The following is a 24,612-nucleotide window of genomic DNA, read 5'->3' on the forward strand; positions in this document are numbered from 1 at the left end:
AGAGTCGTCATGCTCAAGCGAAACACCTTGCACCTTTTCGGCGCCGCCCTGTGCGGCGCCGTTTTCCTCAGCGGCTGTGCCAACCAGTTGCCACAGCGCAGCGAGCACGAGGAACGTATCGAGCGCAACCTGCTCGACCACAGCCTGCAAATCGACGTGGGCGAACCGCGTGTGCTTGAGCTGCCGCAGCGGCGCATCCGCGTGCACGAACAGAAGACCTTCGAAGTCACCGTCTTCGAGGTGACCCGCCGCTACGATCGCTACACGCCGTACCAGATCTGGCGCGAACTGTACGAAGTGCCACTGGGCGCCGTTGCCGTGGTCGCCGGCATTGGCGCCAACGTACTCAACGTGGCATTGCTCGGAAGCCTGCCGGACAGCGCTACCAAGGACTGGATCAGTTACGGCTTTGCCGGCCTCAACCCGCTGATGAACGTCGAGTCGAATGGGCGCTCGCAGCAGAACCTCGCGAGCCTCGAAGAGCACCGCCAGGACGCCCGCATGGAGTACTCCAGCCTGCCCTGGGACGAGCGCCCGGTATTGGTCAAGGCAGGCGAGCAGAAGCATGAGCTGCTCACCGACCGCAACGGCGTGCTGCACCTCAACCTGCTGGACGGACCATTCAACGAACAGGATGCCAGCCGCACCGGCACCCTGCTGCTGAGCGTGGAAGATTCGCAGGACTCGACCCGCGCCGAGGCGACGCTGATGGTTGGCCGCACCTTGCGCGGCAAGCTGCAGGAGGCGCACGCACTGATCTACGACGACCTGGAAGGCGATGACATCAAACAGTGGGTGCATCGGGTCAAGCGCTTGTCCGAACTGGGCCTCGAGGAGGAGGCCAGCGAGCTGGAGCAGAGCCTGATCGAACTCACCCGCAACGACCCGGAGCTGCAGGAGACCTTCTTGCGGGCGCTGATGCAGGATGCCGGACGCCTGGTCGCCGATCCTGGCGGCGACTGAGTCGAACATGGCAGGGCGTCTGCTCCTGGTATGGCTGCTGAGCCTGGCTGGCCTGGACGTCCAGGCCAGCGTGCGCCAGGCACCCGAGCCGGAGCTGCGCGCGTTGCTGCAGCGCACCGTGGCCGAAGCCGACAGCTTTCAGGATCGTTTCGAGGCACAGGTCTGGCTGCTGGACATGTCCACCCGCCTGACACCCTACATCGCCGATCCGCAGCAACGCCTGGAGCTGCTCCGCCTGGTCCATCGCGAAGCCAGCAAGGCGGGGCTGCGTCCCGAGCTGGTGCTGGCCTTGATTCACACCGAGAGCCACTTCGACCGTTTCGCCATTTCCTCGGCCGGCGCGCAAGGCATGATGCAGGTCATGCCGTTCTGGAAGGCGGAACTGGGCCGCCCCCAGGACAATCTCACCGACAATGCCACCAACCTGCGCTACGGCTGCACCATCCTGAGCTTTTACCTGCGCAAGGAAAACGGCAATCTCAGCCGCGCCCTGGCGCGCTACAACGGCAGCCTCGGTCGGCAGGCCTACCCGACCAAGGTCATCGGCTTCTGGTACGACTTCTGGTACGTCAAGCCCTGAGCCGAATCAGCGCCGCACGATGAAACCGGCGATGCCCTGCACCCCCTGTTCCTGTAGCTCAACCGAGTCCACCTTGGCCGCACTCGGTCCCCGCTCCAGCCAGGCTGCCAGCTCATGCACAGCCGCCTCTTCGCCCTCGAACAGGACCTCGACACGGCCATCGCCCAGGTTCTGCACCCAGCCATCCAAGCCCAGGCGCTCGGCCTCCTCGGCAGTGGCCTGACGAAAATACACGCCCTGCACCTTGCCGCTCACGTAACCATGCTTGCACACTCGGGCCATAGGGCTATTTCTCCACTTGTAGGGCCGCCAGTCGCTCACTCAAACCGGCCGCCGTCTGCTCGCCGACCAATCGCTCGCGCAGCCGCCCCCGATCGTCGACGATAAAAGTCGCCGGTAGCACCTGCGGGCGCGGCAGTCCAAAGCGCGCCGAAGGATCCTGTGCCAGCACGGTGAACTCGATCCCCAAAGCCTGCACCGCGCCGCTCAGTTGCGCGCCCTGCAAGCCGTCGAAGTTGACCCCCACGACACTGGCCCAGTCGCCAAGCTGCCTGTCCAGCGCATTCAGCTCGGGAATCTCGGTACGACAGGGCGCACACCATTCGGCCCAGTAATTGATGACCAACCACTGGCCTTCCAGCCGTCCAGCCGGTACCTTTCGTCCAGACTGGTCGACGCCGAGATCCTCGCCGCACGCCGCCAGCAACAAGCCGAGACTCATCCCTGTAACCATACGAATAACAGCCTGGAGCCGCGTTCCCATGCATTCGATCCTCGCCCATGCAGGGTTGATATGACACTGAATGCCTTGCACCTGGAAGTGCCGGACATCCTCGAAGGAGAGGCCACTGCCTTGGCCGACCTCAACGAGCAACTGGCCAGGGCGCGTCTACAGGCCCGGGAGCTCGCGCTGCAGGAAGCGCTCGGCCTGCTGTTTCGACTCAACCGCAGCGCCATGACCTTACTCGAAAGGCAACGGGCCTTGCAAAGCTGTAGCGATGAGTATCGCCACTACGCCGCCGCCTGCTGCACAGGCACACCGCCCTCGCCACTGTTCGTGCGCCTGTGCAGCGAGCTGGCAAACGGCTTCAAACGCCTGCTGCTGCAGATGTTCCAGGGCCGGCAACCCTCGCGACCACATCTGGCCTGGTGCCTGTACATGGCCCAGCACTTCCATGCGCAAGGTTTGCTGCGGCATTACCAGCTGTATCAGGAGCCACCACCGGCACTGTGGCGTGACAGCCACCTGCTGTACTGGCTTGCCGAACAGCATGACTGCCTGGATGAGCCCGTTGCCGCGGCATTTCAGCCGCCGCCGGCCAGCACCCCGCGCGGCCTCTATCAGCAGATGCTGCTACTCGCCCTGAGCAACCCGTTTCACCTGACCGAGGGCGAGTGTCCGCAACTGTTCGGTGCCCTTGCCCCCCTGGCCGAACTAGCGCGCCTGCAGCCGCTGGATGAGGACGATGAATCGGATGCGCCCATCGTCGACCTGACCGAAGCCCAACCCTGCCTGGGCTATGCCCGCCTGGCCGATGGCGGGCGCGAGCACCTGCGCCGCCTCGAGGTGGGCGCCCTGCTGATTGCCCTGGATGAGCCCGCCCCCCTGCAGAGCAGCGGCGACCGGCAACTGCTCGAACGGGTCAAGCCCCACTGGATGGGTCGTCAGCAACGACGCCACCCGCGCACCGAGCATGAGGCACAATGCCGGCTGGTGATTGGTCTGGCGGCCATTCATGCCGACCTAGCTGGGCAGCGCCCACCACAGCTGAGCGCGCAGATGCTCGATGTCAGCCCAGGCGGCGCGCGTCTGCTGTGCACTGCTGACAACTCGGGGCGGCTGGACGTCGGCCAACTGGTTCTGCTAATGGCCAGCAGCGGATCGCCAACCCTGGCGCTGGTGCGCTGGCGACACATCAACGGCGAAGGCCTGCACCTGGGCCTGCGCTACCTGAAGGGGCTGGCGCGGCCGGTCTGGCTGCGCCGCGCACCGAGCGCGCAAACCCACCTGGGCGTACTGCAGAGTACCCCATCGCCCGGCAACGGCTGGCAGCATGGCTTGTGGCTGGCCAATGGCCAATTTGGCGAAGGGGAGAACCTCTGGCTGCAACTGGCCAGCGCTCTCAACCAGACCGTGCTGCCATTGCCCGCGGCCAACCTCGGCACTACCGTCGTCACCCGTCACCCGCTGCACCTGGGATAAACCCTGGAACTGCGAGACGGGTCACGCCGAATATCGGCAAAGTGCACGGTTTCGTCGGCAGGACCCTGCATATAATTGCTCGCACTCGTACTTGCTGCGAGCAGCTATCAGCCTGGAAACACGATCATGACCCAAGCCCACGACAAGCTGATCGGCCCGGTGCCTGCGCGCATCGTCGATGTAGCCCGCCTATCGGTCACGCCCTATGAAGGGCGCGTGGCCGAATACAACATTGCCACCTGGCTGCAGCTGCCCGGGCTGGCCAACTTGCCGGTATCGCTACTGGTCAGCTATCGCGATGGCGACCAGCGCCGGGAGGTGGCCGTCGATCACGGCAAGGTCAACAACCACAGCAAGATCCTGCTTTCCGGCATCGCTCGCCTGCCGGTCAAACAGAAGATCGAAGACATGCAGGTGCGTCTGCGCTCAGCAGTCGCGACCCCGGCAGTGGTGGTCGAGGAACTCTTCGTTCAGGCAGTGGAACTGGCCCGCAGCGACAAACGCCAAGCCATCGCCTAAGCCACCAGGGGCCGCACACGGATGCGGCGATTGATCATCGCGCGGAAATGTTGCCCATTGCCGCCGGACTCAGGGCGTCATCCTGCCGCGGATGCTCCTCGACCTCGGGCAGCGGCACCAACGACTCCGGCCAGCGCGAAAAACGCAGCCCGGTCAATCGGTTCAAGCGTCCTAGCGCCTGCTGCGGGTCCCGCCGATAGAGATACACAACCCTGCCCTTCGTCGTCATAAACCGTCCCTACTCATCTGGCACCACCGCGCTGCTGGCAATCTGACAGTCGTCTACCTTAGGCTTTAGCCAGAAACGTGCCAGCCGCCCCAGCCCGTACGTACAGCCCTGTCCTTCCAGCCCAGCCCCGGCGCCAGGTGAGGGCGCGCCGCAATCTGACGTTTTTTGTCACCGCACCGAAGGATGCAACCAATCGGCCAGGCTTGCCCCAAACAACGCCGTCTGTTCCTCGTACAGTTTCTCCAAGGCGCTGCGTAGCGCCGGATACCAAGGCTCATCGAGCTGCGCAGGCAACTCGGCGAGTTGCGGCAGGGGCCATGGGCTGTGGCTGAGCAATTGCTGCAGGTTGTAGTGGGAAAGGTCGCGACTGAGCACCCAGGCGCCGGCGGTCGTAGGCGCAACCAGTTGCTGACTCTCGAGGAACTCGAGCACCTCTTCCCACTCGTGCTCGGGCAGTTGCCAGCCCTGGCGCTGCAGGTCCCGGTGACGCACCTTTAGTCCCGACTGCTGCCGCTCGTGAAAAACCCGCAAGACCCCCAGCACCACCAGCACCCGAGGCATCGCTCGCTTGCGCCACTGGCGGGAGATGGACAGGTTGCAGACCAACTCGGCGCCGAACAGCACGATCAGCCAGGACAGGTAGATCCACAGGAGAAACAGCGGCACGGTGGCAAAGGCACCGTAGATCAGCTGATAGCCTGGAAACAGACGCACGTAAAGGCCGAACAGCGCCTTGGCCACCTCGAACAGCACGGCACTGAACAGCCCGCCCAGCAACGCATGCTTCAACGGCACCCGTGCATTGGGCACCGTGGCGTAGAGCAGGGTAAAGGCAGCGGCGCTGAACAGCAGAGGCATGAAACCCAGCAGCGTCTGCATCCCGAGCAGGGCATCCGGACCGGAGATCAGGGACAGGGAAGCGATGTAGGTCGTGATCGCGAAACCGGCGCCCAGCAGGATCGGCCCCAGGCTCAATATGGCCCAGTACAGCAGAAAACTCGACACGCCCCGGCGCGGCTGGCGCACCCGCCAGATGGTGTTGAAGGCCTTTTCGATGGTCACCAGCATGAGGAAGGCGGTGACCGCCAGCAACACCACCCCGACCCAGGTCAGCTGACGCGCCTGGGCGGTGAACTCACGCAGGTACTGCTGCACCGTCTCGCCGGCCGAAGGCACGAAGTTGCTGAAGATGAAGCTCTGGATCTGCTCGCCGGTGCCCTGAAAGGCCGGCACCGCCGAGAGCATGGAAAAGGTCACCGTCATCATCGGCACCACCGCGAACAGCGTGGTGTAGGTCAGGGCTGCGGCGCTGTTGGCGGCGCGATCGGCAAAAAACCGCTGGGCCAGGAAACGCCAGAACTCTAGCCAGTCATTGAAACGCTGACGCATGCCTTCTCCTTAGCACTGGACGAAGCGGCGAGCTGGTGCAGATGTCCGGCCTCGACACGGTTAGAATAGCCGCCATCCACTGCAAGATGCGACCTGCACATGACCGACCTGACGCTCTACCATAACCCCCGCTGCTCGAAATCCCGCGGCGCCCTGCAACTGCTCGAGGAGCGCGGCCTGGCACCGACCATCGTCCGCTACCTGGAAACCCCGCCCAGCGCCGAGCAACTGCGCGACCTGCTCGACAGGCTCGGTCTCGGCGCCCGGCAACTGCTGCGCACGGGCGAAGCGGAATACCAGGACCTTGGCCTGGCCGACCCCGAACTCAGCGAAGCCCAGTTGATCGAGGCCATGGCCGCGCATCCGAAGCTGATCGAGCGGCCGATTCTGGTGGCGGGCGACAAAGCCGTGATCGGCCGGCCGCCGGAAAAGGTTCTGGAGATCCTGCCGTGAGCGCACCCTATATCCTGGTGCTGTATTACAGCCGCCACGGCGCCACCGCCGAAATGGCCCGGCAGATTGCCCGCGGCGTCGAGCTGGGCGGCCTGGAGGCGCGCCTGCGCACCGTGCCAGCCATCTCCACCGAGTGCGAAGCCGTCGCCCCGGCGATTCCTGCCGAGGGTGCGCGCTACGTCAGTCTCGACGACCTGAAGAACTGTGCCGGCCTGGCCCTCGGCAGCCCGACGCGCTTCGGCAACATGGCCGCCCCCTTGAAGTACTTCCTCGACGGCACCAGCAGCCTGTGGCTTACCGGCGGACTGGTCGGCCGGCCGGCCGGGGTATTCACCTCCACCGCGAGCCTGCACGGCGGCCAGGAAACCACCCTGCTGTCGATGATGCTGCCACTGCTGCATCACGGCATGCTGATCACCGGCCTGCCCTACAGCGAGTCGGCCCTGCTGGAAACCCGTGGCGGCGGCACCCCCTATGGCCCCAGCCATCATGCCGGGGCCGACGGCAAGCGAGCCCTGGATGAACATGAAATCGCCCTGTGCCGGGTGCTCGGCCAACGCCTGGCACACACCGCCCTGAAACTGGAGAGCACCCGTGGCTAGAACCGCCAAGCCCCTGCCGTCGCTGGACTGGCTCAAGCCACGCCTGGCCATCAGCCGCGCCGCCAGCCTGGCGAGCTTCTTCGCCCTTGCCGCACTCTTGCTGGCGTGGAACCTGATGTTCGCCGAGCTGCCGGACAGCCTGTTCTGGGTGGTCACCAGCTTCCAGCTGGCGCCGCTGCTGCTGCTCGCGCCCGGCTTGCTGCTCGGCAATGCCCGCGCCCACGCCTGGACCTGCTTCGTGGTCAACCTTTACTTCATCCAGGGGGTGCTCGCCGCCTTCGATCCGGCCAAGGCCTGGTTCGGCTGGCTGGAAACCCTGCTCAGCTTCAGCCTGTTCTGCGCTGCCCTGATGTATACGCGCTGGAGCTTCCAGTACGCACGCAAGCTGGCGGGCGAGCACTGAGACGGAGCAAGCCGCCCCGGCGCAATCCGGGGCCGCTGGCTACCAGCCGAGGGTCTCTTTGAGAAAGGGAATGGTCAGCTTGCGCTGGGCCTGCAGCGAGGCCTGATCCAGCCGCTCAAGCAGCTCGAACAGCGCACTCATGCTGCGCTCGCCACGGGTCAGGATGAAGCGGCCGACTTCGTCGCTCAGGTGCAGGCCGCGGCGCGAGGCGCGCAACTGCAGGGCGCGCAGCTTGTCTTCATCGGACAGGGCGTGCAGCTGGAATACCAGCGCCAGGGTCAGACGCGACTTGAGGTCGGCCAGTTGCACCGCCAGCTCGCGTGGCGAGGCGCCGGCCGCCAGCAGCAGACGCCGACCACTGTCGCGCAGGCGGTTGAACAGGTGGAACAGGGCCTCTTCCCACTCGCGGCGCCCGGCCACGGCATCCAGGTCATCGAGACAGACCAGCTCGCACTGCTCGAGGTTGTCCAGCAATGCCGGCCCATACTCCACCACCTCGGCCAGCGGCAGGTACACCGCCGACTCGCCGCGCTGCTCGAAGCGCAGACAGGCGGCCTGCAACAGATGACTGCGACCGACCCCCTCGCCACCCCAGAGATAGATCAGGCTTTCGGTCCAGCCCGCGTCCGCCTCGCACAGGCGCTCGACATAGCCAAGCGCCGCGGCATTGGCCCCGGGATAGTAGTTGGCGAAGGTGACGTCATCGCGCAGGCGCACACCTAGAGGCAGTTGAATGGGTTTCATGCAGGACTGGGCGGCTCCTCGGAACCGCTTGGGGACTCTCCGTAAAGTGCGGAAAGTTTATAGAAATCATGCGCATGGCGCAGCAAAACCATGATCACCGCAGCCACCGGCAAGGCCAGCAAAACGCCACTGAAGCCGAACAGCTGGCCGCCGGCCATGATCGCGAAGATCACCGCCACAGGATGCAGGCCGATCCGGTCCCCCACCAGCCAGGGCGTCAGCAGCATGCCCTCGAGCATCTGCCCGACCATGAACACCGCGGCGATCGCCAGCAGCGGAGAGAATTCGCCGCCGAACTGGAACAGCCCCGCGGCCAGGGCGGCGCCGAGGCCCACCACCATGCCCAGGTAGGGCACGATGCTGGCCAGGCCCGCCAGCAGGCCAATCAGCAGGCCCAGCTCGAGGCCGACCAGCATCAGGCCCGCGGCATAGACCAGGGCCAACGCCAGCATCACCAGCAGCTGCCCGCGCAGGAAGGCGCCGAGCACCTCATGGCACTCGCCGGCCAGCCCCACCACCAAGCCTTCTCGCCGACGTGGCAACAGGCTGCGCAGGCGAGTGACCAGCAAATCCCAGTCGCGCATCAGGTAGAAGCACACCACCGGAATCAACAGCAGGTTGGCCAGCCAGCCCAGCAGCGCCAGTCCCGAGGCGGTCGCCTGCGACAGCAGCATGCCGAGAATGTCAGTGGTCTTGCCCAGCTGCCCGGAGAAAGCCGCCTTGAGCTGGTCGAAGCGCCAGAATCCATCCGCCAGGCCTAGTCGGGTCTGGACCCAGGGCAGCGCCTGGTGCTGCGCCCAATCGAGCAGCTGCGGGGTCAGCTCGTACAGGCGCATCACTTGCTTGCCGAGCATCGGCACCAATACCAGCAACAGGAGCGCCAGAACCAGGCCGAACAGGCTGAAGACCAGGATGACCCCCGCAGTACGCGACAGCTTCCAGCGCTCCAGGCGATCGACCAGGGGATCGCCCAGATAAGCCAGCAACACCCCGATCAGGAAAGGCGAGAGAATGGGCAGCAATTGGTACAGCAGCCAACCGCCCAGAGCCAGCCCAGCCATCCATAGCCAGCGACGTGAATCATTCATGCTCGCTCCTCGGTCATCCATCCAGGCCGCCCCCGGCGACAGTGCGCGGCAGTCTACCAGCGAAAACGCAGGATATCGCCGCGCGGCAACATCTGTGGCGCCGACTGCTCGGCATCGACCGCGGCGGTCGGCGCCGGTGCTTCCTGCAGGCGCGCCAGGGCCAGCTGCGCGCGCAGCTGCTCGGCGCTGGCATTGACCCGGTAGATCAGGCGGTCACCCTCCACCCGGTACAGCTGCGCAGCGAAGGGCTCGAGCATCCGCTGCAACTCGGCATAGCGTTGCAGGTCGGTACCTTCGATCTCCAAGGTCAGTTCGCTCGCCGCCCCGGGCGCCACCACGAAGCGCGGCGCCAGGCGCTCGCTCAGCACCAGCATCACGGCATCGGCCAGGGCAGCCTGATCGGCCCCCTGCACCTTGCCTTGCTCGCGCGTGTCGCCCAGCCACAGCCGCCACTCGGCCTGCCACTGACCATTGTCCTCTTGCGCCAGAACGGCCAGCAGGGCATCGGCCGAATAACGTTCGGAGGCTGCCTGCAACTCCGCAGGCTGGCTCGCCGCCAGGTTCTGCGGCGTGGCCAGGAGCTGCTCGCCGAGGTCGGCCAGCGGCAGGCGCAACGGCAAGCCACGGTGCTGCGCGGCCCGGCGCAGCGGCTCGGCGCTGGCCTGGCCATCCCCAACCAGGCTGGAACCGCTGCTGGAGGTGTTCAGCCACCAGGTCATCAGCGCCGGCCGGTTGGCGCCCCATAGCGGCAAGCCGGCCCGACGCAGGCTGCGTTCGGTGCTGACCGGGTCGAACTCGACCAGCAGGCTGCCATTGTCGTAGCCGTACTGACTGACGATCTGCTGCGGGTCCTTGCGCACCGCCTCCAGCGCCGGGCTCTGCAGTGCATCACGCTGGCCGGTCAGGCGCAGCACCAGGGTCTCCAGGGCACGGCCCAGGGCGGCTTCGCGCGCCTCGGGCTGCTGGCTGGCAACCGGCTCGCGCACTTGGTAGAGGTCGCTCAGCGGCGCCGCGACGCTCGGCAGGCTGAACAGCGGCAGACAGAAGACAAGCAGGCGAGCGATCAGGCGCATGGATATGGCTCTCGACAGGCGGAAGGTGGCGTACAGGCCGTGGTACGGGCTTTATACCTTAAACAGGCGCCCGCCCCCCAGCAACCGCAGCGCGGGCGGGTGGCCGCTGCCCGGCAAGCCTGATAAAATCGCGCGCCTTCGCAGACCGGCCGCAGCATTGCCGGTGCACTTCCGAACTCCCCCTTAAAGGCCTGGATCTATGAGCAAGCAACCCTCCATCAGCTACAAGGACGCAGGTGTAGATATCGACGCGGGCGAAGCCCTGGTCGAACGCATCAAAGGCGTGGCCAAGCGCACCGCCCGTCCGGAAGTCATGGGTGGCCTGGGCGGCTTCGGCGCGCTCTGCGAGATCCCGGCCGGTTACAAGCAGCCGGTGCTGGTGTCCGGCACCGACGGCGTCGGCACCAAGCTGCGCCTGGCGCTGAACCTCAATCAGCACGACAGCATCGGCCAGGACCTGGTCGCCATGTGCGTCAACGACCTGGTGGTCTGTGGCGCCGAGCCGCTGTTCTTCCTCGACTACTACGCCACCGGCAAGCTCAATGTCGACGTGGCCGCCACCGTGGTCAGCGGCATCGGCGCTGGCTGCGAACTGGCCGGCTGCTCCCTGGTCGGCGGCGAGACCGCCGAGATGCCCGGCATGTACGAAGGCGAAGACTACGACCTGGCCGGTTTCTGCGTCGGCGTGGTGGAGAAGGCCGAGATCATCGATGGCTCGAAAGTCGCCACCGGCGACGCCCTGATCGCCCTGCCCTCCTCGGGCCCGCACTCCAACGGCTACTCGCTGATCCGCAAGATCATCGAGGTTTCCGGCGCCGACATCACCAAGGTCCAGCTGGGCGGCCAACCACTGACCGAACTGCTGATGGCGCCAACCCGCATCTACGTCAAGCCGCTGCTCAAGCTGATCAAGGATACCGGCGCGGTCAAGGCCATGGCCCACATCACCGGCGGCGGCCTGCTCGACAACATCCCGCGCGTGCTGCCGACCGGCGCCCAGGCGCTGATCGACGTAGCCAGCTGGACCCGCCCGGCGGTGTTCGACTGGCTGCAGGAGCAGGGCAACGTCGATGAGCACGAGATGCACCGCGTGCTCAACTGCGGCGTCGGCATGGTCATCTGCGTGGCCCAGGATCAGGTCGAGGTCGCCCTCAAGACCCTCGCCGAAGCTGGCGAACAGCCCTGGGTGATCGGCCAGATCGGCGCCGCCGCCGAAGGCGCCGAGCGCGTCGTGCTGAACAACCTGAAAAGCCACTGATGCCGAACGCCTGCAATGTAGTGGTGCTGATCTCCGGCTCCGGCAGCAATCTGCAGGCGCTGATCGACAGCAGCGCCGCAGCCGACAACCCGGCACGGATCCGCGCGGTGATTTCCAACCGCGCCGATGCCTATGGCCTGCAGCGCGCCAAGGCCGCCGGCATCGACACCCGGGTGCTCGACCACAAGGCCTTCGAGGGCCGCGATGCCTTCGATGCGGCGCTGATCGAGGCCATCGACGCCTTCGCCCCGGACCTGGTGGTGCTGGCCGGCTTCATGCGCATCCTCACCCCAGGCTTCGTCCGCCACTACGCCGGCCGCCTGCTGAATATCCACCCCTCGCTGCTGCCCCGGTACAAGGGCCTGCATACCCATCAGCGGGCGCTGGAAGCAGGCGACCGCGAGCATGGCTGCAGCGTGCACTTCGTCACCGAGGAACTCGATGGCGGCCCGTTGGTCGTACAAGCCGTGATCCCGATTCAGCCAGGCGACTCGCTGGACAGCCTGGCGCAACGGGTACACCAACAGGAGCATTCGATCTATCCGCTGGCCGTGCGCTGGTTCGCCGAAGGCCGCTTGCGCCTGAGCGAACAGGGCGCAATGCTCGACGGCCAAGCCTTGCCGAGCACCGGTCAGCTGATCCGAACCTAGGAGAAACCATGCGTCGCGCCCTACTGTTAGCCCTCGCACTGCTCAGCCTGCCGGCCCTGGCCGACACGCTGAAGCCGTTCTCCGCCAGCTACACCGCCGACTGGAAGCAGGTGCCGATCAGCGGCACCGCCGAACGCAGCCTGCAGCGTCTCGACGGCGACCGCTGGCAGCTCAGCTTCGAGGCCTCGATGCTGGTCGCCAGCCTCACCGAGCAAAGCACCTTTCGCCTGGACAACGATGCCTTCCTGCCCCTGACCTATCGCTACGAACGCAGCGGCCTGGGCAAGGGCAAGGAAGTCGAGCAGGACTTCGACTGGAGCACCAAACAGGTGCTGGGCAACGACCGCGGCACGGCCGTGCGTTTCCCGCTCAATCGCGGCCTGCAGGACAAGTCGACCTACCAGCTGGTTCTGCAGCATGACGTGGCGGCCGGCAAGAAGAGCATGAGCTACCAGGTGGTCGATGGCGACGAGATCGAGGTCTACGACTTTCGCGTGCTCGGCGAGGAAGCGGTGCGCACCAAGGCCGGCCTGATCGACGCGATCAAGGTCGAGCGGGTACGCGACCCGACCCAGAGCAAACGCAAGACCATCCTCTGGTTCGCCAAGGATTGGGGCCACCTGCTGGTGCGCCTGCACCAGGTGGAAAAGGACGGCAAGGAATACCAGATCATGCTCAAGGACGGCACGGTCGAGGGCAAGCCGGTGCAAGGTCGTCGTGACTGAAGTGGATCGGACATGAAAAAGCCGGGCGCTGCCCGGCTTTTTCATGTCCGCGGACTTACCACATCAGGTCGTCCGGCACCTGGTAGGCGGCGTAGGGATCGTCGGCATCCGGCGCCTCGGTCGGCGTGTTGAGCAGGACGATGCGGCGCTCGTCGCGCTGCTGAATCTTCAACGCCGCCTCGCGCGGGATCACCTCGTAGCCGCCGCCGTGACGTACGATGGCCAGCGAGCCGCTGCTGAGCTTGTCGCGCATCAGCTTGTTCACCGAGAGACGCTTGACCTTCTTGTCGTCGACGAAGTTGTAGTAGTCCTCGGTGGTCAGCTTGGGCAAGCGGGACACCTCGATCAGCTGCTTGATCTGGGCGGCGCGGGCCTTCTGCTCGGCCTTTTCCTGCTGCTGGCGGTTGAGTTCCTGATCGCGGGCCAGCTTCTCGGCCATGGCCTGCTGGGCGACGAGCTTCTGCGATTCGTCCTTCTCGGCCTGGCCCTTGTGCTCCAGGCGCTTCTGCTTCTGCTTTTCTTTACTGACCTGCTTGGCCTGCTTCTCGTTGACCAGTCCGGCCTTGAGCAGCTGCTCGCGTAGTGAAAGAGCCATAACGTACCTATCCCCAAAAAATCAGTGGCAGCAACTTCTATCCACGTAGGTCCTGTTGCCATTTGTATGGATGCCGCAACAGCCGCCTGGACAGGCTGTTCGCCGCCTCCCGCCTAGTCATCCAGGCTTGCCGGATCTTCCAGCTTCTTGGCCTGCCCCCAGAACGCATCCAGTTCCTCCAGGGTGCAATCTTCCATGGCCCGCCCCGCTTCACGCAATGCCTGTTCGATAAAGCGGAAACGCCGCTCGAACTTGGCGTTGGCCGCGCGCAGGGCCGACTCCGGATCGACGCGCAGGTGGCGGGCCAGATTGGTCACCGCAAACAACAGGTCACCGATCTCCTGCGCCACCGCCTCGGGGTCATTTTCGCTCATCGCCTCGAGCACTTCATCCAGCTCTTCGCGCACCTTGTCCACCACCGGCAGGGCTGCCGGCCAGTCGAAACCGACCTGGGCCGCACGTTTCTGCAGCTTGCAGGCCCGACTCAAGGCCGGCAGGGCCACCGGCACATCGTCGAGCAACGACAGCTGCTCCGGCACGGCGGCCTTGGCCGACCGCTCCTGGGCCTTCAACTCCTCCCAGCGCTGCTTGACCGCCGCTTCTTCCAGGCGCGCCTGGTCGGGTGCGCCATAGAGATCACCACCGACGAACACGTGCGGATGCCGGCGAATCAGCTTGGCCGTGATGCCATCGACCACCTGGGCGAATTCGAAACGTCCTTCCTCGCGCGCCAACTGGCTGTAATAGACCACCTGAAACAGCAGGTCGCCCAGCTCGCCGGGGAGGTGATCAAAGTCGCCGCGCTCGATGGCATCGGCCACCTCGTAGGCCTCCTCGATGGTGTAGGGCACGATGCTCGCGTAGGACTGTTTCAGGTCCCACGGGCAGCCATGCGCCGGGTCGCGCAGACGGGCCATCAGGTACAGCAGGTCGTCGAGTTGGTACATGGCAATCAACCTAAGATGGGCGAGGCCGCTCAGGCGGGCCGGTTACGGCGCGCCTCGATGATGTTGGGCAACTGCGAGATCCGCCCGAGCAGGCGCCCCAGGGCATCCAGGCCGGGAATCTCGACCGTGATCGACATGGTCGCGGTGTTGTCTTCCTTGTTCGAGTGGGTGTTGACCGCCAGCACGTTGAGCTTCTCGTTGAGCAGCACCTGGGTCACGTCACGCAGCAGCCCGGAGCGGTCATAGGCACGAATGACCACATCCACCGGGTAGGTCTGCACCGGCACCGGCCCCCAGTTGACCTGGATGATCCGCTCCGGCTCGCGGCCGGCCAGTTGCAGCACCGACGCGCAGTCCTGGCGGTGGATGCTGACCCCGCGGCCGAGGGTGATGTAGCCGACGATCGGATCGCCCGGCAGCGGCTTGCAGCAACCGGCCATCTGCGTCAGCAGGTTGCCGACCCCCTGGATCTGGATATCGCCGCGCTTGCCCGGCCGGAAGCCCTGGGCCTTGCGCGGAATCAGTTCGAGCTGCTCGCTGCCACGCTCCGGCTCGACCAGCTGCTGGGCCAGGTTGACCAGATGAGCCAGGCGCAGATCGCCGGCGCCGAGGCTGGCGAACAGGTCTTCGGCGTTCTTCAGGTTGGCCTTCTCGGCCAGCTTGTCGAAATCCACATGGGGCAGGGCCAGACGCGCCAGCTCGCGCTCGAGCATAGCCTTGCCGGCGGCGACGTTCTGGTCGCGGTCCTGCAACTTGAACCAGTGGACGATCTTCGCCCGCGCCCGCGAGGTGGTGACATAGCCGAGGTTGGGGTTCAGCCAGTCGCGACTCGGCGTACCGTGCTTGCTGGTGATGATCTCGACCTGCTCGCCGGTCTGCAGGCTGTAGTTGAGCGGCACGATGCGCCCGTTGATCTTGGCGCCGCGGCAGTTGTGGCCGATCTCGGTGTGCACCCGGTAGGCGAAGTCCAGCGGCGTGGCGCCCTTGGGCAGGTCGATGGCGTGGCCGTCCGGGGTGAACACGTAGACCCGGTCCGGCTCGATATCGACGCGCAGCTGCTCGGCCAGGCCGCCGATGTCGCCCAGTTCTTCGTGCCACTCGAGCACCTGGCGCAACCAGGAGATCTTCTCCTCGTAGTGGTTGGAACTAGACTTGACGTCGGTGCCCTTGTAGCGCCAGTGCGCACACACCCCCAGCTCGGCTTCCTCGTGCATGGCATGGGTGCGGATCTGCACCTCCAGCACCTTGCCCTCCGGCCCGAGCACCGCGGTGTGCAGCGAGCGGTAGCCGTTCTCCTTGGGGTTGGCGATGTAGTCGTCGAACTCCTTGGGAATATGCCGCCACAGGGTGTGAACTATCCCTAAGGCCGTGTAGCAGTCGCGCACCTGCGGCACCAGCACGCGCACCGCGCGCACGTCATAGATCTGGCTGAACTGCAGGCCCTTCTTCTGCATCTTTCGCCAGATCGAATAGATGTGCTTGGCGCGGCCACTGATGTCGGCCTTGATCCCGGTGGCCTCGAGCTCCTCGCGCAGATGGTTCATCACATCGTTGATGTACTGCTCGCGATCCAGCCGGCGTTCGTGCAGCAGCTTGGCGATCTGCTTGTACTGCTCGGGCTCCAGGTAGCGGAAGGACAGGTCCTCCAGCTCCCACTTGATATGGCCGATACCCAGGCGATGGGCCAGCGGCGCATAGATGTCGAATACCTCGCGGGCCACGCGCTGGCGCTTCTCGTCGTCCGCCTCCTTGATCGCGCGGATCGCGCAGGTACGCTCGGCCAGCTTGATCAGGGCCACGCGCACGTCGTCGACCATGGCCACCAGCATCTTGCGCAGGTTCTCGACCTGGGCCTGGGAGCCGAGCACCAGCGAGTCGCGCGGATTGAGGCTGGCGCTGATCGCCGCCATGCGCAGCACACCGTCGATCAGCTTGGCCACCACCGGACCGAAGCGCTGATGCACCGCCGCCAGGGTCACCTTGCCTTCGCGCACGCCGCGGTAGATCACCGCCGCCACCAGGGAGTCCTGGTCGAGCTTGAGATCGGCGAGGATCTCGGCGATCTCCAGACCGGCACGAAAGCTGGAAGCCCCCTCCGACCAGAGATTCTGCGCGGCGTTGGCCTGCTGCTCGGCTTCGCGGGCGAACTCGCAGGCGTCCAGCAGCGCGTCGTGCTCCAGCGCCGGATCGACACTGAGCACGTGCGCCAGCCAGGCCTCGAGGTTGATGCTGCCGTCGTCGTTGATCGGCTGATGCGCTCTCACCTGAACCATCTTGCTTACCTTCCCTACGGCACGCTCTGGGCGTACCGAACAGTCGCCGGCCTTCTTCGGGCCAGTCGGTTGAACCACCAAAGGCGCACTCCTTGTGCCCCTTGCGAACCCTAGATGGGGGCGCCGCGCCACGAACCCAAGCGTTCCCGGCAACCGGCCCCGCCCCGGGCGTTAGGCCCGGGGCTTGTCATTCACTGCCTGGCGAACAACGCCATGGCCTCGACATGTGCCGTCTGCGGGAACATGTCGAGAATGCCGGCCTTGACCAGCCGGTAACCCTGCGCCTGCAACTCGGCGCTGTCACGCGCCAGGGTGGCCGGATTGCACGAGACATAGACCAGCCGGCTGGCACCCAGACGCCCCATCTGCCTGACCGCGGACAAGGCGCCATCGCGCGGCGGATCGAGCAGTACCGCGTCGAAGCCACCCTGCGCCCAGCCGGCCTCGGCCAGCGGGTTGGACAGGTCGGCCTGGAAAAAGTGCAGGTTGCCCAGGCCGTTGTTCTCGGCATTCTGCGCGGCGCGCTCGACCATCGCCTGCACCCCTTCGACTGCCACCACCTCGCGCACCCGCAGGGCCAGCGGCAAGGCGAAATTGCCCAGGCCGCAGAACAGGTCCAGCACCCGCTCATTCGCCTGCGGTGCCAACCAGTCTAGCGCCTGGGCGACCATTGCCTCGTTGACCGGCGCATTGACCTGGACGAAATCGCCCGGACGGTAATCCAGTTGCAAATCCCAGGCCGCCAGCTGATAGCCGAGGCGCTGGACCGGATCGTAGGGCTGCGGCTGGCCACCGCCGTGCAGCCAGAGCTGCACCTGCCGGGCCACGCAGAAGGCCTGCAGACGGGCCAGGTCTGCCTCGCCCAGCGGCGCCGTATGGCGCACCAACAGGGCGCTGGCCGTGCCATGAAACAGCTCGACATGGCCGATGGCCTGGGGCGTGACCAAGCCACGCAACAATTCGGGCAGGGCGCGCAGAATCGGCTGCAACGGCGGCACCAGCACCGGACAGTCGTCGATGGCGACGATGTCCTGGCTGGCCGCGGCGCGAAAGCCGACCTCCAGGCGCTGACCTTTGCCATCCCAGCGCACGGCGATGCGCGCACGGCGGCGATAGGCGAACTCCGGGCCGGTCAGGGGCGCGGCCCATTGTTCGGGCTGGATGCCCGCCAGGCGCTGCAACTGCTCCTCGAGCATGCGCTGCTTGAACGCCAGCTGATCGGCATGCGTCATATGCTGCACGCTGCAGCCGCCACAACGGCGAGCATGGGCACAGGGCTCGGCACGCCGCTGGGCACTGGCGCTGAGAATCCGCTCGCAACGCGCCTCGACCACCTGGCTGCGCGCCGCCAGCACCCGCGCCTCGACCTGCTCACCGGGCAAGGCACCGGCGACGAACCAGGTGCGTCCGTCGACGAAGCCTATCCCGCGACCGTCATTGGCCAGTCGCTGGATATCCAGCCGCTGCTTCTTGCCCACCGGCACCTGCGTGGCGCGCGCGCCGCCGCTGGGCTGGAAGCGCAATCCCCCCTGCTTCCTGGCCATCAGTCGTGCGGCGTGTCGTACACGCCCGTGGACAGGTAGCGGTCACCGCGGTCGCAGATGATGGCCACCATCACGGCATTCTCGACCTCCTCGGACAGGCGCAGCATGGCGGCCACCGCGCCCCCGGAGGAGACCCCGCAGAAAATGCCTTCTTCGCGGGCCAGACGGCGCATCACGTCCTCGGCCTCGCGTTGGGCCATGTCGATGATGCGGTCGACGCGATCGGCCTGGTAGATCTTCGGCAGGTACTCCTCGGGCCAGCGGCGAATGCCCGGGATCGAGGCGCCTTCCATCGGCTGCAGGCCGACGATCTGCACCTGGGGATTCTGCTCCTTGAGATAGCGCGACACGCCCATGATGGTGCCGGTGGTGCCCATCGAGCTGATGAAGTGGGTGATCTGGCCCTGGGTCTGACGCCAGATCTCCGGGCCGGTGCCGGTGTAGTGCGCTTCGGGATTGTCACAGTTGCCGAACTGGTCGAGCACCTTGCCACGGCCGCCGCGCTGCAGGCTGTCGGCCAGGTCCCGCGCCCCTTCCATGCCGTCTTCGCTGGACACCAGCACCAGTTCGGCGCCATAGGCGGTCATCGCCGCCTTGCGTTCGGCGGTGGAGTTGTCCGGCATGATCAGGATCATCTTGTAGCCCTTGATCGCCGCCGCCATCGCCAGGGCGATGCCGGTGTTGCCCGAGGTGGCCTCGATCAGGGTGTCGCCGGGCCGGATGTCGCCACGCAGCTCGGCGCGGGTGATCATCGACAGCGCCGGGCGATCCTTCACCGAGCCGGCCGGGTTGTTGCCCTCCAGCTTCAACAGCAGGGTGTTGGAGGTGTTCCCGGGCAAGCGCTGCAAACGCACCAGCGGGGTGTTGCCGACGCAATCGGCAATGGTCGGAAAGTGCAGGGTCATGGCGTCGATCGAGTCCGGACGGCAACAAGGGGCACCTATGATAACGGCAAACCGGCGGCAGCCATAACCGCCGCGCGACAGTCGCAAGCCGGCGTGCCGGCAATGCGCACTGCCCCTGTTACTGCGCGCAGGCCAGCCGCTACACTGCGGCCCTGAAACCAGTGAATCGGCGCCATGGGAGAACGGCTGTGTTCAAGGATCTAGGCATCAAAGGCCGTGTACTGCTGCTTACCCTGCTGCCGACCAGCCTGCTGGCCCTGGTCCTCGGTGGCTATTTCACCTGGATGCAGCTTTCTGGCCTGCAGGCGCAACTGCTGCAGCGCGGGCAGATGATCACCGAACAGCTGGCGCCCCTGGCGGCGCCGGCCCTGTTGCGCGACAACGGCGCGCTGCTCCAGCACATCGCCACCCAAGCCCTGGAACAGGCCGATGTGCGCGCCGTCAGCTTTCTCGACGCCGAACGCAAGGCCCTGGCCCATGCCGGCCCGAGCATGCTCAACCCGGCCCCCGACGGAGGCGACAGGCTGCCGGCGCAGCGCCGCAATCAGGATGCCACGCGCTTTCTGCTGCCGGTGTTCGAGCGCCACCTGAGCCTGACCGGCAAGCCGTTCAAGCAACCCGGCAACCGCCTGCTCGGCTGGGTCGAGCTGGAACTGACCCACCACAGCACCCTGCTCAGCGGCTACCGCAGCCTGTTCGCCAGCCTGCTGCTGATCGTCACCGGGCTGATCGTCACCGCCCTGCTGGCCATGCGCATGAGCCGCAGCATCAACGACCCGCTGCGACGCATCAAGCACGGCGTCGCCCAGCTCAAGGAGGGCCAGCTGACCACTCGCCTGCCGCCACTGGGCAGCCATGAGCTGGACGAACTGGCATCGGGCATCAACCGCATGGCCGAGACCCTGCAGAACGCCCAGGAAGAGCTGCAGCACAGCATCGACCAGGCCACCGAAGACGTGCGGCAGAACCTGGAGACCATCGAGATCCAGAACATCGAGCTGGACTTCGCCCGCAAGGAGGCCCTGGAGGCCAGCCGCATCAAGTCCGAATTCCTGGCCAACATGAGCCACGAGATCCGCACCCCGCTCAACGGCATTCTCGGCTTCACCAACCTGCTGCAGAAAAGCGAGCTGACCCCGCGCCAGCAGGACTACCTGGGCACCATCGAGAAGTCCGCCGACAGCCTGCTGGGGATCATCAACGAGGTGCTCGACTTCTCCAAGATCGAGGCCGGCAAGCTGATCCTGGAAAGCATCCCGTTCAACCTGCGCGACCTGCTTCAGGACACCCTGACCATCCTCGCCCCGGCCGCCCACGAGAAGCGCCTGGAGCTGCTCAGCCTGATCTACCGCGACACCCCGCGCACCCTGGTCGGCGACCCGCTGCGACTCAAACAGGTGCTGACCAACCTGGTCAGCAACGCGATCAAGTTCACCCGCGAGGGCAGCATCGTCCTGCGCGCCATGCTCGAGGACGAAAGCAGCGACCGTGCCCAGTTGCGCATCAGTGTGCGCGACACCGGCATCGGCCTGTCCGAGGAGGACCTGCGCGCCCTGTTCCAGGCCTTCAGCCAGGCCGACAACTCGCTGACCCGGCAAGCCGGCGGCACCGGCCTGGGCCTGGTGATCTCCAAGCGCCTGATCGAACAGATGGGCGGCGAGATCGGCGTCGACAGCACCCCCGGCGAAGGCTCGGAATTCTGGGTCAGCCTGAGCCTGCCGAAAGCCCGCGACGACGTCGAGGACCTGCCCCAACCACCCCTGCTCGGCTGCCGCGCGGCGCTGCTGGAAGGTCACGAGCTGTCACGCCAGGCCCTGCAGCACCAGCTGGAAGACTGCGGCCTGCTGGCCAGCAGCCATGCCGATCTCGACGGCCTGCTCGAGGCAGTCACGGCCGCCCACCACAGCGCGCAGCCGATCAGGCTCGCCGTGCTCGGCGTCACCGCCCATCAACTGCCACCGGAACGCCTCGGCCAGCGCGTCTGGGAGCTGGAGCGCCTGGCCTGCAAGACCGTGGTGCTCTGCCCGACCACCGAGCAGATGCTCTATCAGGACGTACTGCCCGACGCCCACAGCCAGCTGCAGGCCAAGCCGGCCTGCACGCGCAAGCTGCAGCGCACCCTGAGCGACTTGATCAGCCCACGCCAGCTGCGCAGCGAAGCCAGCCAACCGACCCCCAGCCGCCCCCCGCGCATTCTCTGCGTCGACGACAATCCGGCCAACCTACTGCTGGTACAGACCCTGCTCGACGACATGGGCGCCACCGTCACCACCGCATCCAGTGGCCATGAGGCCCTGGAAAAGGCCCGCCAGGAAAGCTTCGACCTGATCCTCATGGATATCCAGATGCCCGGCATGGATGGCCGCCAGAGCACCGAGGCGATCCGCCAGTGGGAGCGCGAGAACGGCCAGCCGCCCGTGCCGATCGTCGCCCTCACCGCCCACGCCCTGGCCAACGAGAAGCGCGCCCTGCTGCAGAGCGGTCTCGACGACTACCTGACCAAACCCATCGGCGAACGCCAGCTGGCCCAGACGGTACTCAAGTGGACGGGCCTGGCGCTGCGCAATCAGGTACCAGAGCGCGGCGCCGAGCACAGCGAAGCCGGCAACGGGCTCAAGGTGCTGGACGCCGAAGAAGGACTGCGCCTGGCCGCCGGCAAGGCCGACCTGGCCGCCGACATGCTGAGCATGCTGTTGGCCGGCCTGGAGGGTGACCGCCAGTCCATTCGCCAGGCGCGCCAAAGCGGCGATCACAACGCGCTGATCGAGCGGGTCCATCGCCTGCATGGCGCCACCCGCTATTGCGGCGTGCCGCAGTTGCGCGCGGCCTGCCAGCGCAGCGAAGCCCTGCTCAAGCAGAATGACCCGGCGGCCCGCGATGCCCTGGATGAATTGGACGCGGCCATTGCCCGACTGGCCGGCGAAGCGGCGCAGAGCCTGGTGGAATAGCCGCAAGGCCCGCTTCTGCTGGTGGCTGGCGCAGCCGCCTAGGCTAGAATGGCGGCCTTTGTGGAGGAATCATGGCCGAACACGATTTTCGTTACACCCTGCTCAACCCCGAACACACCCTGATCGAGTGCCGCGCCCTGGCGGCCGGCCGTTATCAGGTCACCGGCAACGGCGGCTCGATCCACAGCGGTGACAGCCTGCTGGTGACCCTCAAGGGCAGTCGCGACCTGAGCATGCGCCTGCTGGTGGACAAGGTTCGCCACCTGATCAACCCGCCCGGCCAGTGGGTCGCCGTCGCCCACGGTCCGGCCTTCGGCGAGCTGGCGATCTTCAACTGGCAGGTACGCTGCGACGGCTGCGCCACCGAGCTGGACTTCGAGTTCGCGGTCGACGCCAGCCTCGGCAAGAAGGCCCAGGCGCCCGCCGCCGAAGCGCGCATTCAGACGCTGGGCTGGAGCAGCAGCAACGGCCGGCATTGCTGCCCCAACTGCCAGAAGGCCCCGGCATGAAACGCGCCCTGCCCCTGTGCCTGCTCGGCGCCAGCCTGCTGGGCTGCGCCAGCGCTCCCGTGCAACTGGAAACCGAACGCACCTACCAGGTGGAATGGATCGGCGAGCGGCCGTTGATCGACAACAGCCACCTGAGCATCACCCTCGGCGAGGATGGCCGGGCCTATGGCAACGCCGGCTGCAACCACTGGTTCGCCGGCTACACCCTGAGCGGCGACAGGCTCAGCTTCGGCGCCGCCGGCAGCACCCGCAAGCTCTGTGCCCCGGCGCTGATGGAACAGGAAGCACGCTTTCTCGACGGCCTCGGCAAGGTGCAGCGCTGGGACGTCTCGCCGCTCGACCAGCTGCGCCTGTGGCCCGCCACGGGCAAGCCGCTGCGGCTCTGGCCCGAGGAAGGCTGAGCCCCGACTGCATTGCCGGCGCGAACGCGCGCCTAGCGTGCGAACAGCTCCAACTGTTCATGCCGGCCGCGCAGATCGTGCAGGCGCACACCGACCCCCAACAGGCGCACCGGCTTGTTGCCACGGGCGAAGGCCGCGCCCAGCAACGACTGGTAGCTGGCCAGGTCGAACCCGGCGCCGGCCTGCTCCAGGGTGGTCTGGGTGAAATCGTGGAACTTGATCTTGACCAGGGGCTTGTCCGGCCGGTAACTGGCATCGAGCCGCGCCATGCGTCGCGCCAGCTCTTCCAGCAGCTGTGGCAGCTGCGCCTGACAGCTGGCCAGGTCTGGCAGATCCTGCTCGTAGGTGGTCTCCACGCTGACCGTCTGACGACGGCTGTCGGTCTGCACCGCGCGCTCATCGATACCGCGGGCCAGCCCCCACAGGCGCTCGCCGAAACCACCGAACTCACGCACCAGGGCCAGCTTGTTCCAGTCGCGCAACTGCAGACAGGTGCGAATCCCCAGGCGCCCCAGCTTCTCGGCGGTCACCTTGCCGACGCCGTGCAACTTGTTCACCGGCAACTCGGCGACAAAGGCCTCGACCTCGTCCGGCGTGATCACGAACAGACCATCGGGTTTCTTCCAGTCACTGGCTATCTTGGCCAGAAACTTGTTCGGCGCCACCCCCGCCGACACGGTGATATGCAGCTGCTGCAGCACCCGTCGCCGAATGTCGCGGGCGATACGCGTGGCGCTACCGGCAAAGTGCGGGCTGTCGGAGACATCCAGATAAGCCTCATCCAGCGACAGCGGCTCGATCAGCTCGGTGTAGTCGCGGAAGATCGCCTGGATCTCCCGCGATACCGCCTTGTAGGCCTCTATTCGCGGCTTGACGATCAGCAGATCCGGACACAGCTTCAGCGCATGCCCGGAGGCCATCGCCGAGCGCACGCCATAGGCGCGGGCCTCGTAGTTGCAGGTGGCAATCACCCCACGACGATCCGCCGAGCCGCCCACAGCCAGGGGCTTGCCGGCCAGGCTCGGATCGTCGCGCATCTCGATGGCGGCATAGAAGCAGTCGCAGTCGACGTGGATGATTTTTCTGACGGTCATAATATGCAACCCCGCGGGTGCCGACGCACCGACGCACCGACGCACCGACGCAAAGAACACAGGGTCGCCGTTATCCATAAAGGCCTGGTGGCGCAGAATAACCACCGGCGTGGCAGCCGCCAATAGCCTGCACGGTGCCGCCGGCCCTTGCAGCGGGTCCAGGCGCGCCGTGGCGATCGGCTCAGCAAGGAACGCGGCCGCCCCCAGGGCTCCACCCGAAACAGAATTCGATAAATATCGGCGCCCGCGGATTGCTTCGCCGCTCGCCGCAATGCGCTGCAGGCCCCATTGCGCCTGGCCTGGCGCCGCCCTTGGGGCTGGCGTGGAACGCTAAGCGCCTGAACACAAAACAGTTTTTCCACAACCAAGGATTGACAGCGAGCCTTATAGCGGTAGAATTGGCGTCGCGGGATGGAGCAGTCTGGTAGCTCGTCGGGCTCATAACCCGAAGGTCGTAGGTTCAAATCCTGCTCCCGCAACCAGTTATCCAAAAAAGGCCACTCAATCGAGTGGCCTT

The 24,612-nt window shown here is 66.1% G+C and carries 26 protein-coding genes and 1 tRNA gene; 14 read left to right on the forward strand and 13 right to left on the reverse strand.

The genetic code is table 11. The features are described from left to right. Positions 1–9 precede the first annotated feature (9 nt). Positions 10–963 carry a hypothetical protein gene (locus AB5S05_RS02620; protein ID WP_369285874.1) on the forward strand — a complete coding sequence of 318 codons (954 nt, stop codon included), beginning with the start codon at positions 10–12 and terminating at the stop codon, positions 961–963. A 7-nt stretch (positions 964–970) separates the two neighbouring features. Continuing rightward, the gene (locus AB5S05_RS02625) at positions 971–1,543 is read left to right on the forward strand and encodes a transglycosylase SLT domain-containing protein (protein ID WP_369285875.1); all 573 of its coding nucleotides are present in this window, start codon (positions 971–973) and stop codon (positions 1,541–1,543) included. Between the two features lie 6 nt (positions 1,544–1,549). Here the strand turns inward: AB5S05_RS02625 and AB5S05_RS02630 are convergent, their stop codons facing one another. Both AB5S05_RS02630 and AB5S05_RS02635 read right to left on the reverse strand, forming a co-directional pair. After that, positions 1,550–1,825: an acylphosphatase gene (locus tag AB5S05_RS02630; RefSeq protein ID WP_369285876.1), complete on the reverse strand. Its 276-nt coding sequence runs from the start codon at positions 1,823–1,825 to the stop codon at positions 1,550–1,552. A gap of 4 nt (positions 1,826–1,829) precedes the next feature. After that, positions 1,830–2,306: a TlpA family protein disulfide reductase gene (locus AB5S05_RS02635; RefSeq protein WP_369285877.1), complete on the reverse strand. Its 477-nt coding sequence runs from the start codon at positions 2,304–2,306 to the stop codon at positions 1,830–1,832. Between the two features lie 30 nt (positions 2,307–2,336). Between AB5S05_RS02635 and AB5S05_RS02640 the strand changes: the two genes are divergently transcribed. Together AB5S05_RS02640 and AB5S05_RS02645 are read left to right on the forward strand one after the other, a co-directional pair. Further along, complete coding sequence (locus AB5S05_RS02640; RefSeq protein WP_369285878.1) at positions 2,337–3,746, forward strand: PilZ domain-containing protein; 1,410 nt, start codon at positions 2,337–2,339, stop codon at positions 3,744–3,746. Positions 3,747–3,872: 126 nt separating this feature from the next. Then, positions 3,873–4,265 (forward strand): hypothetical protein, encoded by a 393-nt coding sequence (locus AB5S05_RS02645; RefSeq protein ID WP_369285879.1) that lies wholly within the window; start codon positions 3,873–3,875, stop codon positions 4,263–4,265. Between the two features lie 34 nt (positions 4,266–4,299). Here AB5S05_RS02645 and AB5S05_RS02650 read toward each other — a convergent pair whose 3' ends face one another. Beyond that, a complete protein-coding gene (locus AB5S05_RS02650; RefSeq protein ID WP_438943528.1) occupies positions 4,300–4,431 on the reverse strand; it encodes a hypothetical protein in 132 nt (43 codons plus the stop codon). A gap of 231 nt (positions 4,432–4,662) precedes the next feature. Continuing rightward, positions 4,663–5,883, reverse strand: a complete 1,221-nt coding sequence (locus AB5S05_RS02655) for a virulence factor BrkB family protein (RefSeq protein WP_369285881.1) — start codon at positions 5,881–5,883, stop codon at positions 4,663–4,665. Between the two features lie 99 nt (positions 5,884–5,982). Between AB5S05_RS02655 and arsC the strand changes: the two genes are divergently transcribed. Genes arsC through AB5S05_RS02670 form a run of 3 tightly spaced genes read left to right on the forward strand, consistent with a single transcriptional unit; the run spans position 5,983 to position 7,341 of the window. Further along, the gene (gene arsC, locus AB5S05_RS02660) at positions 5,983–6,336 is read left to right on the forward strand and encodes an arsenate reductase (glutaredoxin) (protein ID WP_369285882.1); all 354 of its coding nucleotides are present in this window, start codon (positions 5,983–5,985) and stop codon (positions 6,334–6,336) included. Further along, the gene (gene wrbA, locus AB5S05_RS02665) at positions 6,333–6,938 is read left to right on the forward strand and encodes an NAD(P)H:quinone oxidoreductase (protein WP_369285883.1); all 606 of its coding nucleotides are present in this window, start codon (positions 6,333–6,335) and stop codon (positions 6,936–6,938) included. The genes arsC and wrbA overlap by 4 nt, the downstream gene beginning before the upstream one ends. Beyond that, entirely contained in the window at positions 6,931–7,341 is a 411-nt protein-coding gene (locus tag AB5S05_RS02670) for a DUF2069 domain-containing protein (RefSeq protein ID WP_369285884.1), read from the forward strand. Before wrbA ends, AB5S05_RS02670 begins: the two co-directional genes overlap by 8 nt. 39 nt (positions 7,342–7,380) lie before the next feature. Here AB5S05_RS02670 and hda read toward each other — a convergent pair whose 3' ends face one another. Genes hda through AB5S05_RS02685 form a run of 3 tightly spaced genes read right to left on the reverse strand, consistent with a single transcriptional unit; the run spans position 7,381 to position 10,246 of the window. Then, positions 7,381–8,085, reverse strand: a complete 705-nt coding sequence (hda, locus tag AB5S05_RS02675; protein WP_369285885.1) for a DnaA regulatory inactivator Hda — start codon at positions 8,083–8,085, stop codon at positions 7,381–7,383. Further along, a complete protein-coding gene (locus AB5S05_RS02680) occupies positions 8,082–9,173 on the reverse strand; it encodes an AI-2E family transporter (protein ID WP_369285886.1) in 1,092 nt (363 codons plus the stop codon). The genes hda and AB5S05_RS02680 overlap by 4 nt, the downstream gene beginning before the upstream one ends. A gap of 53 nt (positions 9,174–9,226) precedes the next feature. Beyond that, on the reverse strand, positions 9,227–10,246 hold the full coding sequence (locus AB5S05_RS02685; RefSeq protein WP_369285887.1) for a DUF2066 domain-containing protein: 1,020 nt from the start codon (positions 10,244–10,246) through the stop codon (positions 9,227–9,229). Between the two features lie 199 nt (positions 10,247–10,445). On the opposite strand from AB5S05_RS02685, the gene purM reads away from it, so the two are divergent. Genes purM through AB5S05_RS02700 form a run of 3 tightly spaced genes read left to right on the forward strand, consistent with a single transcriptional unit; the run spans position 10,446 to position 12,879 of the window. Next, positions 10,446–11,504, forward strand: coding sequence for a phosphoribosylformylglycinamidine cyclo-ligase (gene purM, locus AB5S05_RS02690; RefSeq protein WP_369285888.1), 1,059 nt, complete (start codon positions 10,446–10,448; stop codon positions 11,502–11,504). After that, positions 11,504–12,154, forward strand: a complete 651-nt coding sequence (gene purN / locus AB5S05_RS02695; RefSeq protein ID WP_369285889.1) for a phosphoribosylglycinamide formyltransferase — start codon at positions 11,504–11,506, stop codon at positions 12,152–12,154. The genes purM and purN overlap by 1 nt, the downstream gene beginning before the upstream one ends. An 8-nt stretch (positions 12,155–12,162) precedes the next feature. Further along, positions 12,163–12,879, forward strand: coding sequence for a DUF3108 domain-containing protein (locus tag AB5S05_RS02700; protein ID WP_369285890.1), 717 nt, complete (start codon positions 12,163–12,165; stop codon positions 12,877–12,879). A 55-nt stretch (positions 12,880–12,934) separates the two neighbouring features. Here AB5S05_RS02700 and AB5S05_RS02705 read toward each other — a convergent pair whose 3' ends face one another. The 5 genes from AB5S05_RS02705 to cysM form a co-directional block, all read right to left on the reverse strand. After that, positions 12,935–13,474, reverse strand: a complete 540-nt coding sequence (locus tag AB5S05_RS02705; protein WP_369285891.1) for a DUF2058 domain-containing protein — start codon at positions 13,472–13,474, stop codon at positions 12,935–12,937. A 113-nt stretch (positions 13,475–13,587) separates the two neighbouring features. Further along, on the reverse strand, positions 13,588–14,421 hold the full coding sequence (mazG, locus tag AB5S05_RS02710; protein WP_369285892.1) for a nucleoside triphosphate pyrophosphohydrolase: 834 nt from the start codon (positions 14,419–14,421) through the stop codon (positions 13,588–13,590). A gap of 29 nt (positions 14,422–14,450) precedes the next feature. Continuing rightward, positions 14,451–16,694 carry a GTP diphosphokinase gene (gene relA, locus AB5S05_RS02715; protein ID WP_369285893.1) on the reverse strand — a complete coding sequence of 748 codons (2,244 nt, stop codon included), beginning with the start codon at positions 16,692–16,694 and terminating at the stop codon, positions 14,451–14,453. A gap of 191 nt (positions 16,695–16,885) precedes the next feature. Further along, a complete protein-coding gene (rlmD, locus tag AB5S05_RS02720) occupies positions 16,886–18,238 on the reverse strand; it encodes a 23S rRNA (uracil(1939)-C(5))-methyltransferase RlmD (protein WP_369285894.1) in 1,353 nt (450 codons plus the stop codon). Beyond that, positions 18,238–19,143 carry a cysteine synthase CysM gene (cysM, locus tag AB5S05_RS02725; protein WP_369285896.1) on the reverse strand — a complete coding sequence of 302 codons (906 nt, stop codon included), beginning with the start codon at positions 19,141–19,143 and terminating at the stop codon, positions 18,238–18,240. Before cysM ends, rlmD begins: the two co-directional genes overlap by 1 nt. Before the next feature lie 188 nt (positions 19,144–19,331). On the opposite strand from cysM, the gene AB5S05_RS02730 reads away from it, so the two are divergent. The 3 genes from AB5S05_RS02730 to AB5S05_RS02740 all read left to right on the forward strand — a co-directional run bounded on the left by AB5S05_RS02730 (position 19,332) and on the right by AB5S05_RS02740 (position 23,001). Next, a complete protein-coding gene (locus AB5S05_RS02730) occupies positions 19,332–22,091 on the forward strand; it encodes an ATP-binding protein (protein WP_369285897.1) in 2,760 nt (919 codons plus the stop codon). Positions 22,092–22,162: 71 nt separating this feature from the next. Continuing rightward, the gene (locus AB5S05_RS02735) at positions 22,163–22,600 is read left to right on the forward strand and encodes a hypothetical protein (RefSeq protein ID WP_369285898.1); all 438 of its coding nucleotides are present in this window, start codon (positions 22,163–22,165) and stop codon (positions 22,598–22,600) included. Next, complete coding sequence (locus tag AB5S05_RS02740; RefSeq protein WP_369285899.1) at positions 22,597–23,001, forward strand: META domain-containing protein; 405 nt, start codon at positions 22,597–22,599, stop codon at positions 22,999–23,001. The genes AB5S05_RS02735 and AB5S05_RS02740 overlap by 4 nt, the downstream gene beginning before the upstream one ends. A gap of 32 nt (positions 23,002–23,033) precedes the next feature. Here the strand turns inward: AB5S05_RS02740 and dinB are convergent, their stop codons facing one another. Then, positions 23,034–24,095 carry a DNA polymerase IV gene (gene dinB / locus AB5S05_RS02745; RefSeq protein WP_369285901.1) on the reverse strand — a complete coding sequence of 354 codons (1,062 nt, stop codon included), beginning with the start codon at positions 24,093–24,095 and terminating at the stop codon, positions 23,034–23,036. A 405-nt stretch (positions 24,096–24,500) separates the two neighbouring features. Between dinB and AB5S05_RS02750 the strand changes: the two genes are divergently transcribed. Beyond that, positions 24,501–24,577: transfer RNA gene (locus tag AB5S05_RS02750), tRNA-Met, on the forward strand. Positions 24,578–24,612 lie beyond the last annotated feature (35 nt).

The sequence above is a fragment of the Pseudomonas zhanjiangensis genome (assembly GCF_041027545.1).
GTDB classification, from domain to species: domain Bacteria; phylum Pseudomonadota; class Gammaproteobacteria; order Pseudomonadales; family Pseudomonadaceae; genus Aquipseudomonas; species Aquipseudomonas zhanjiangensis.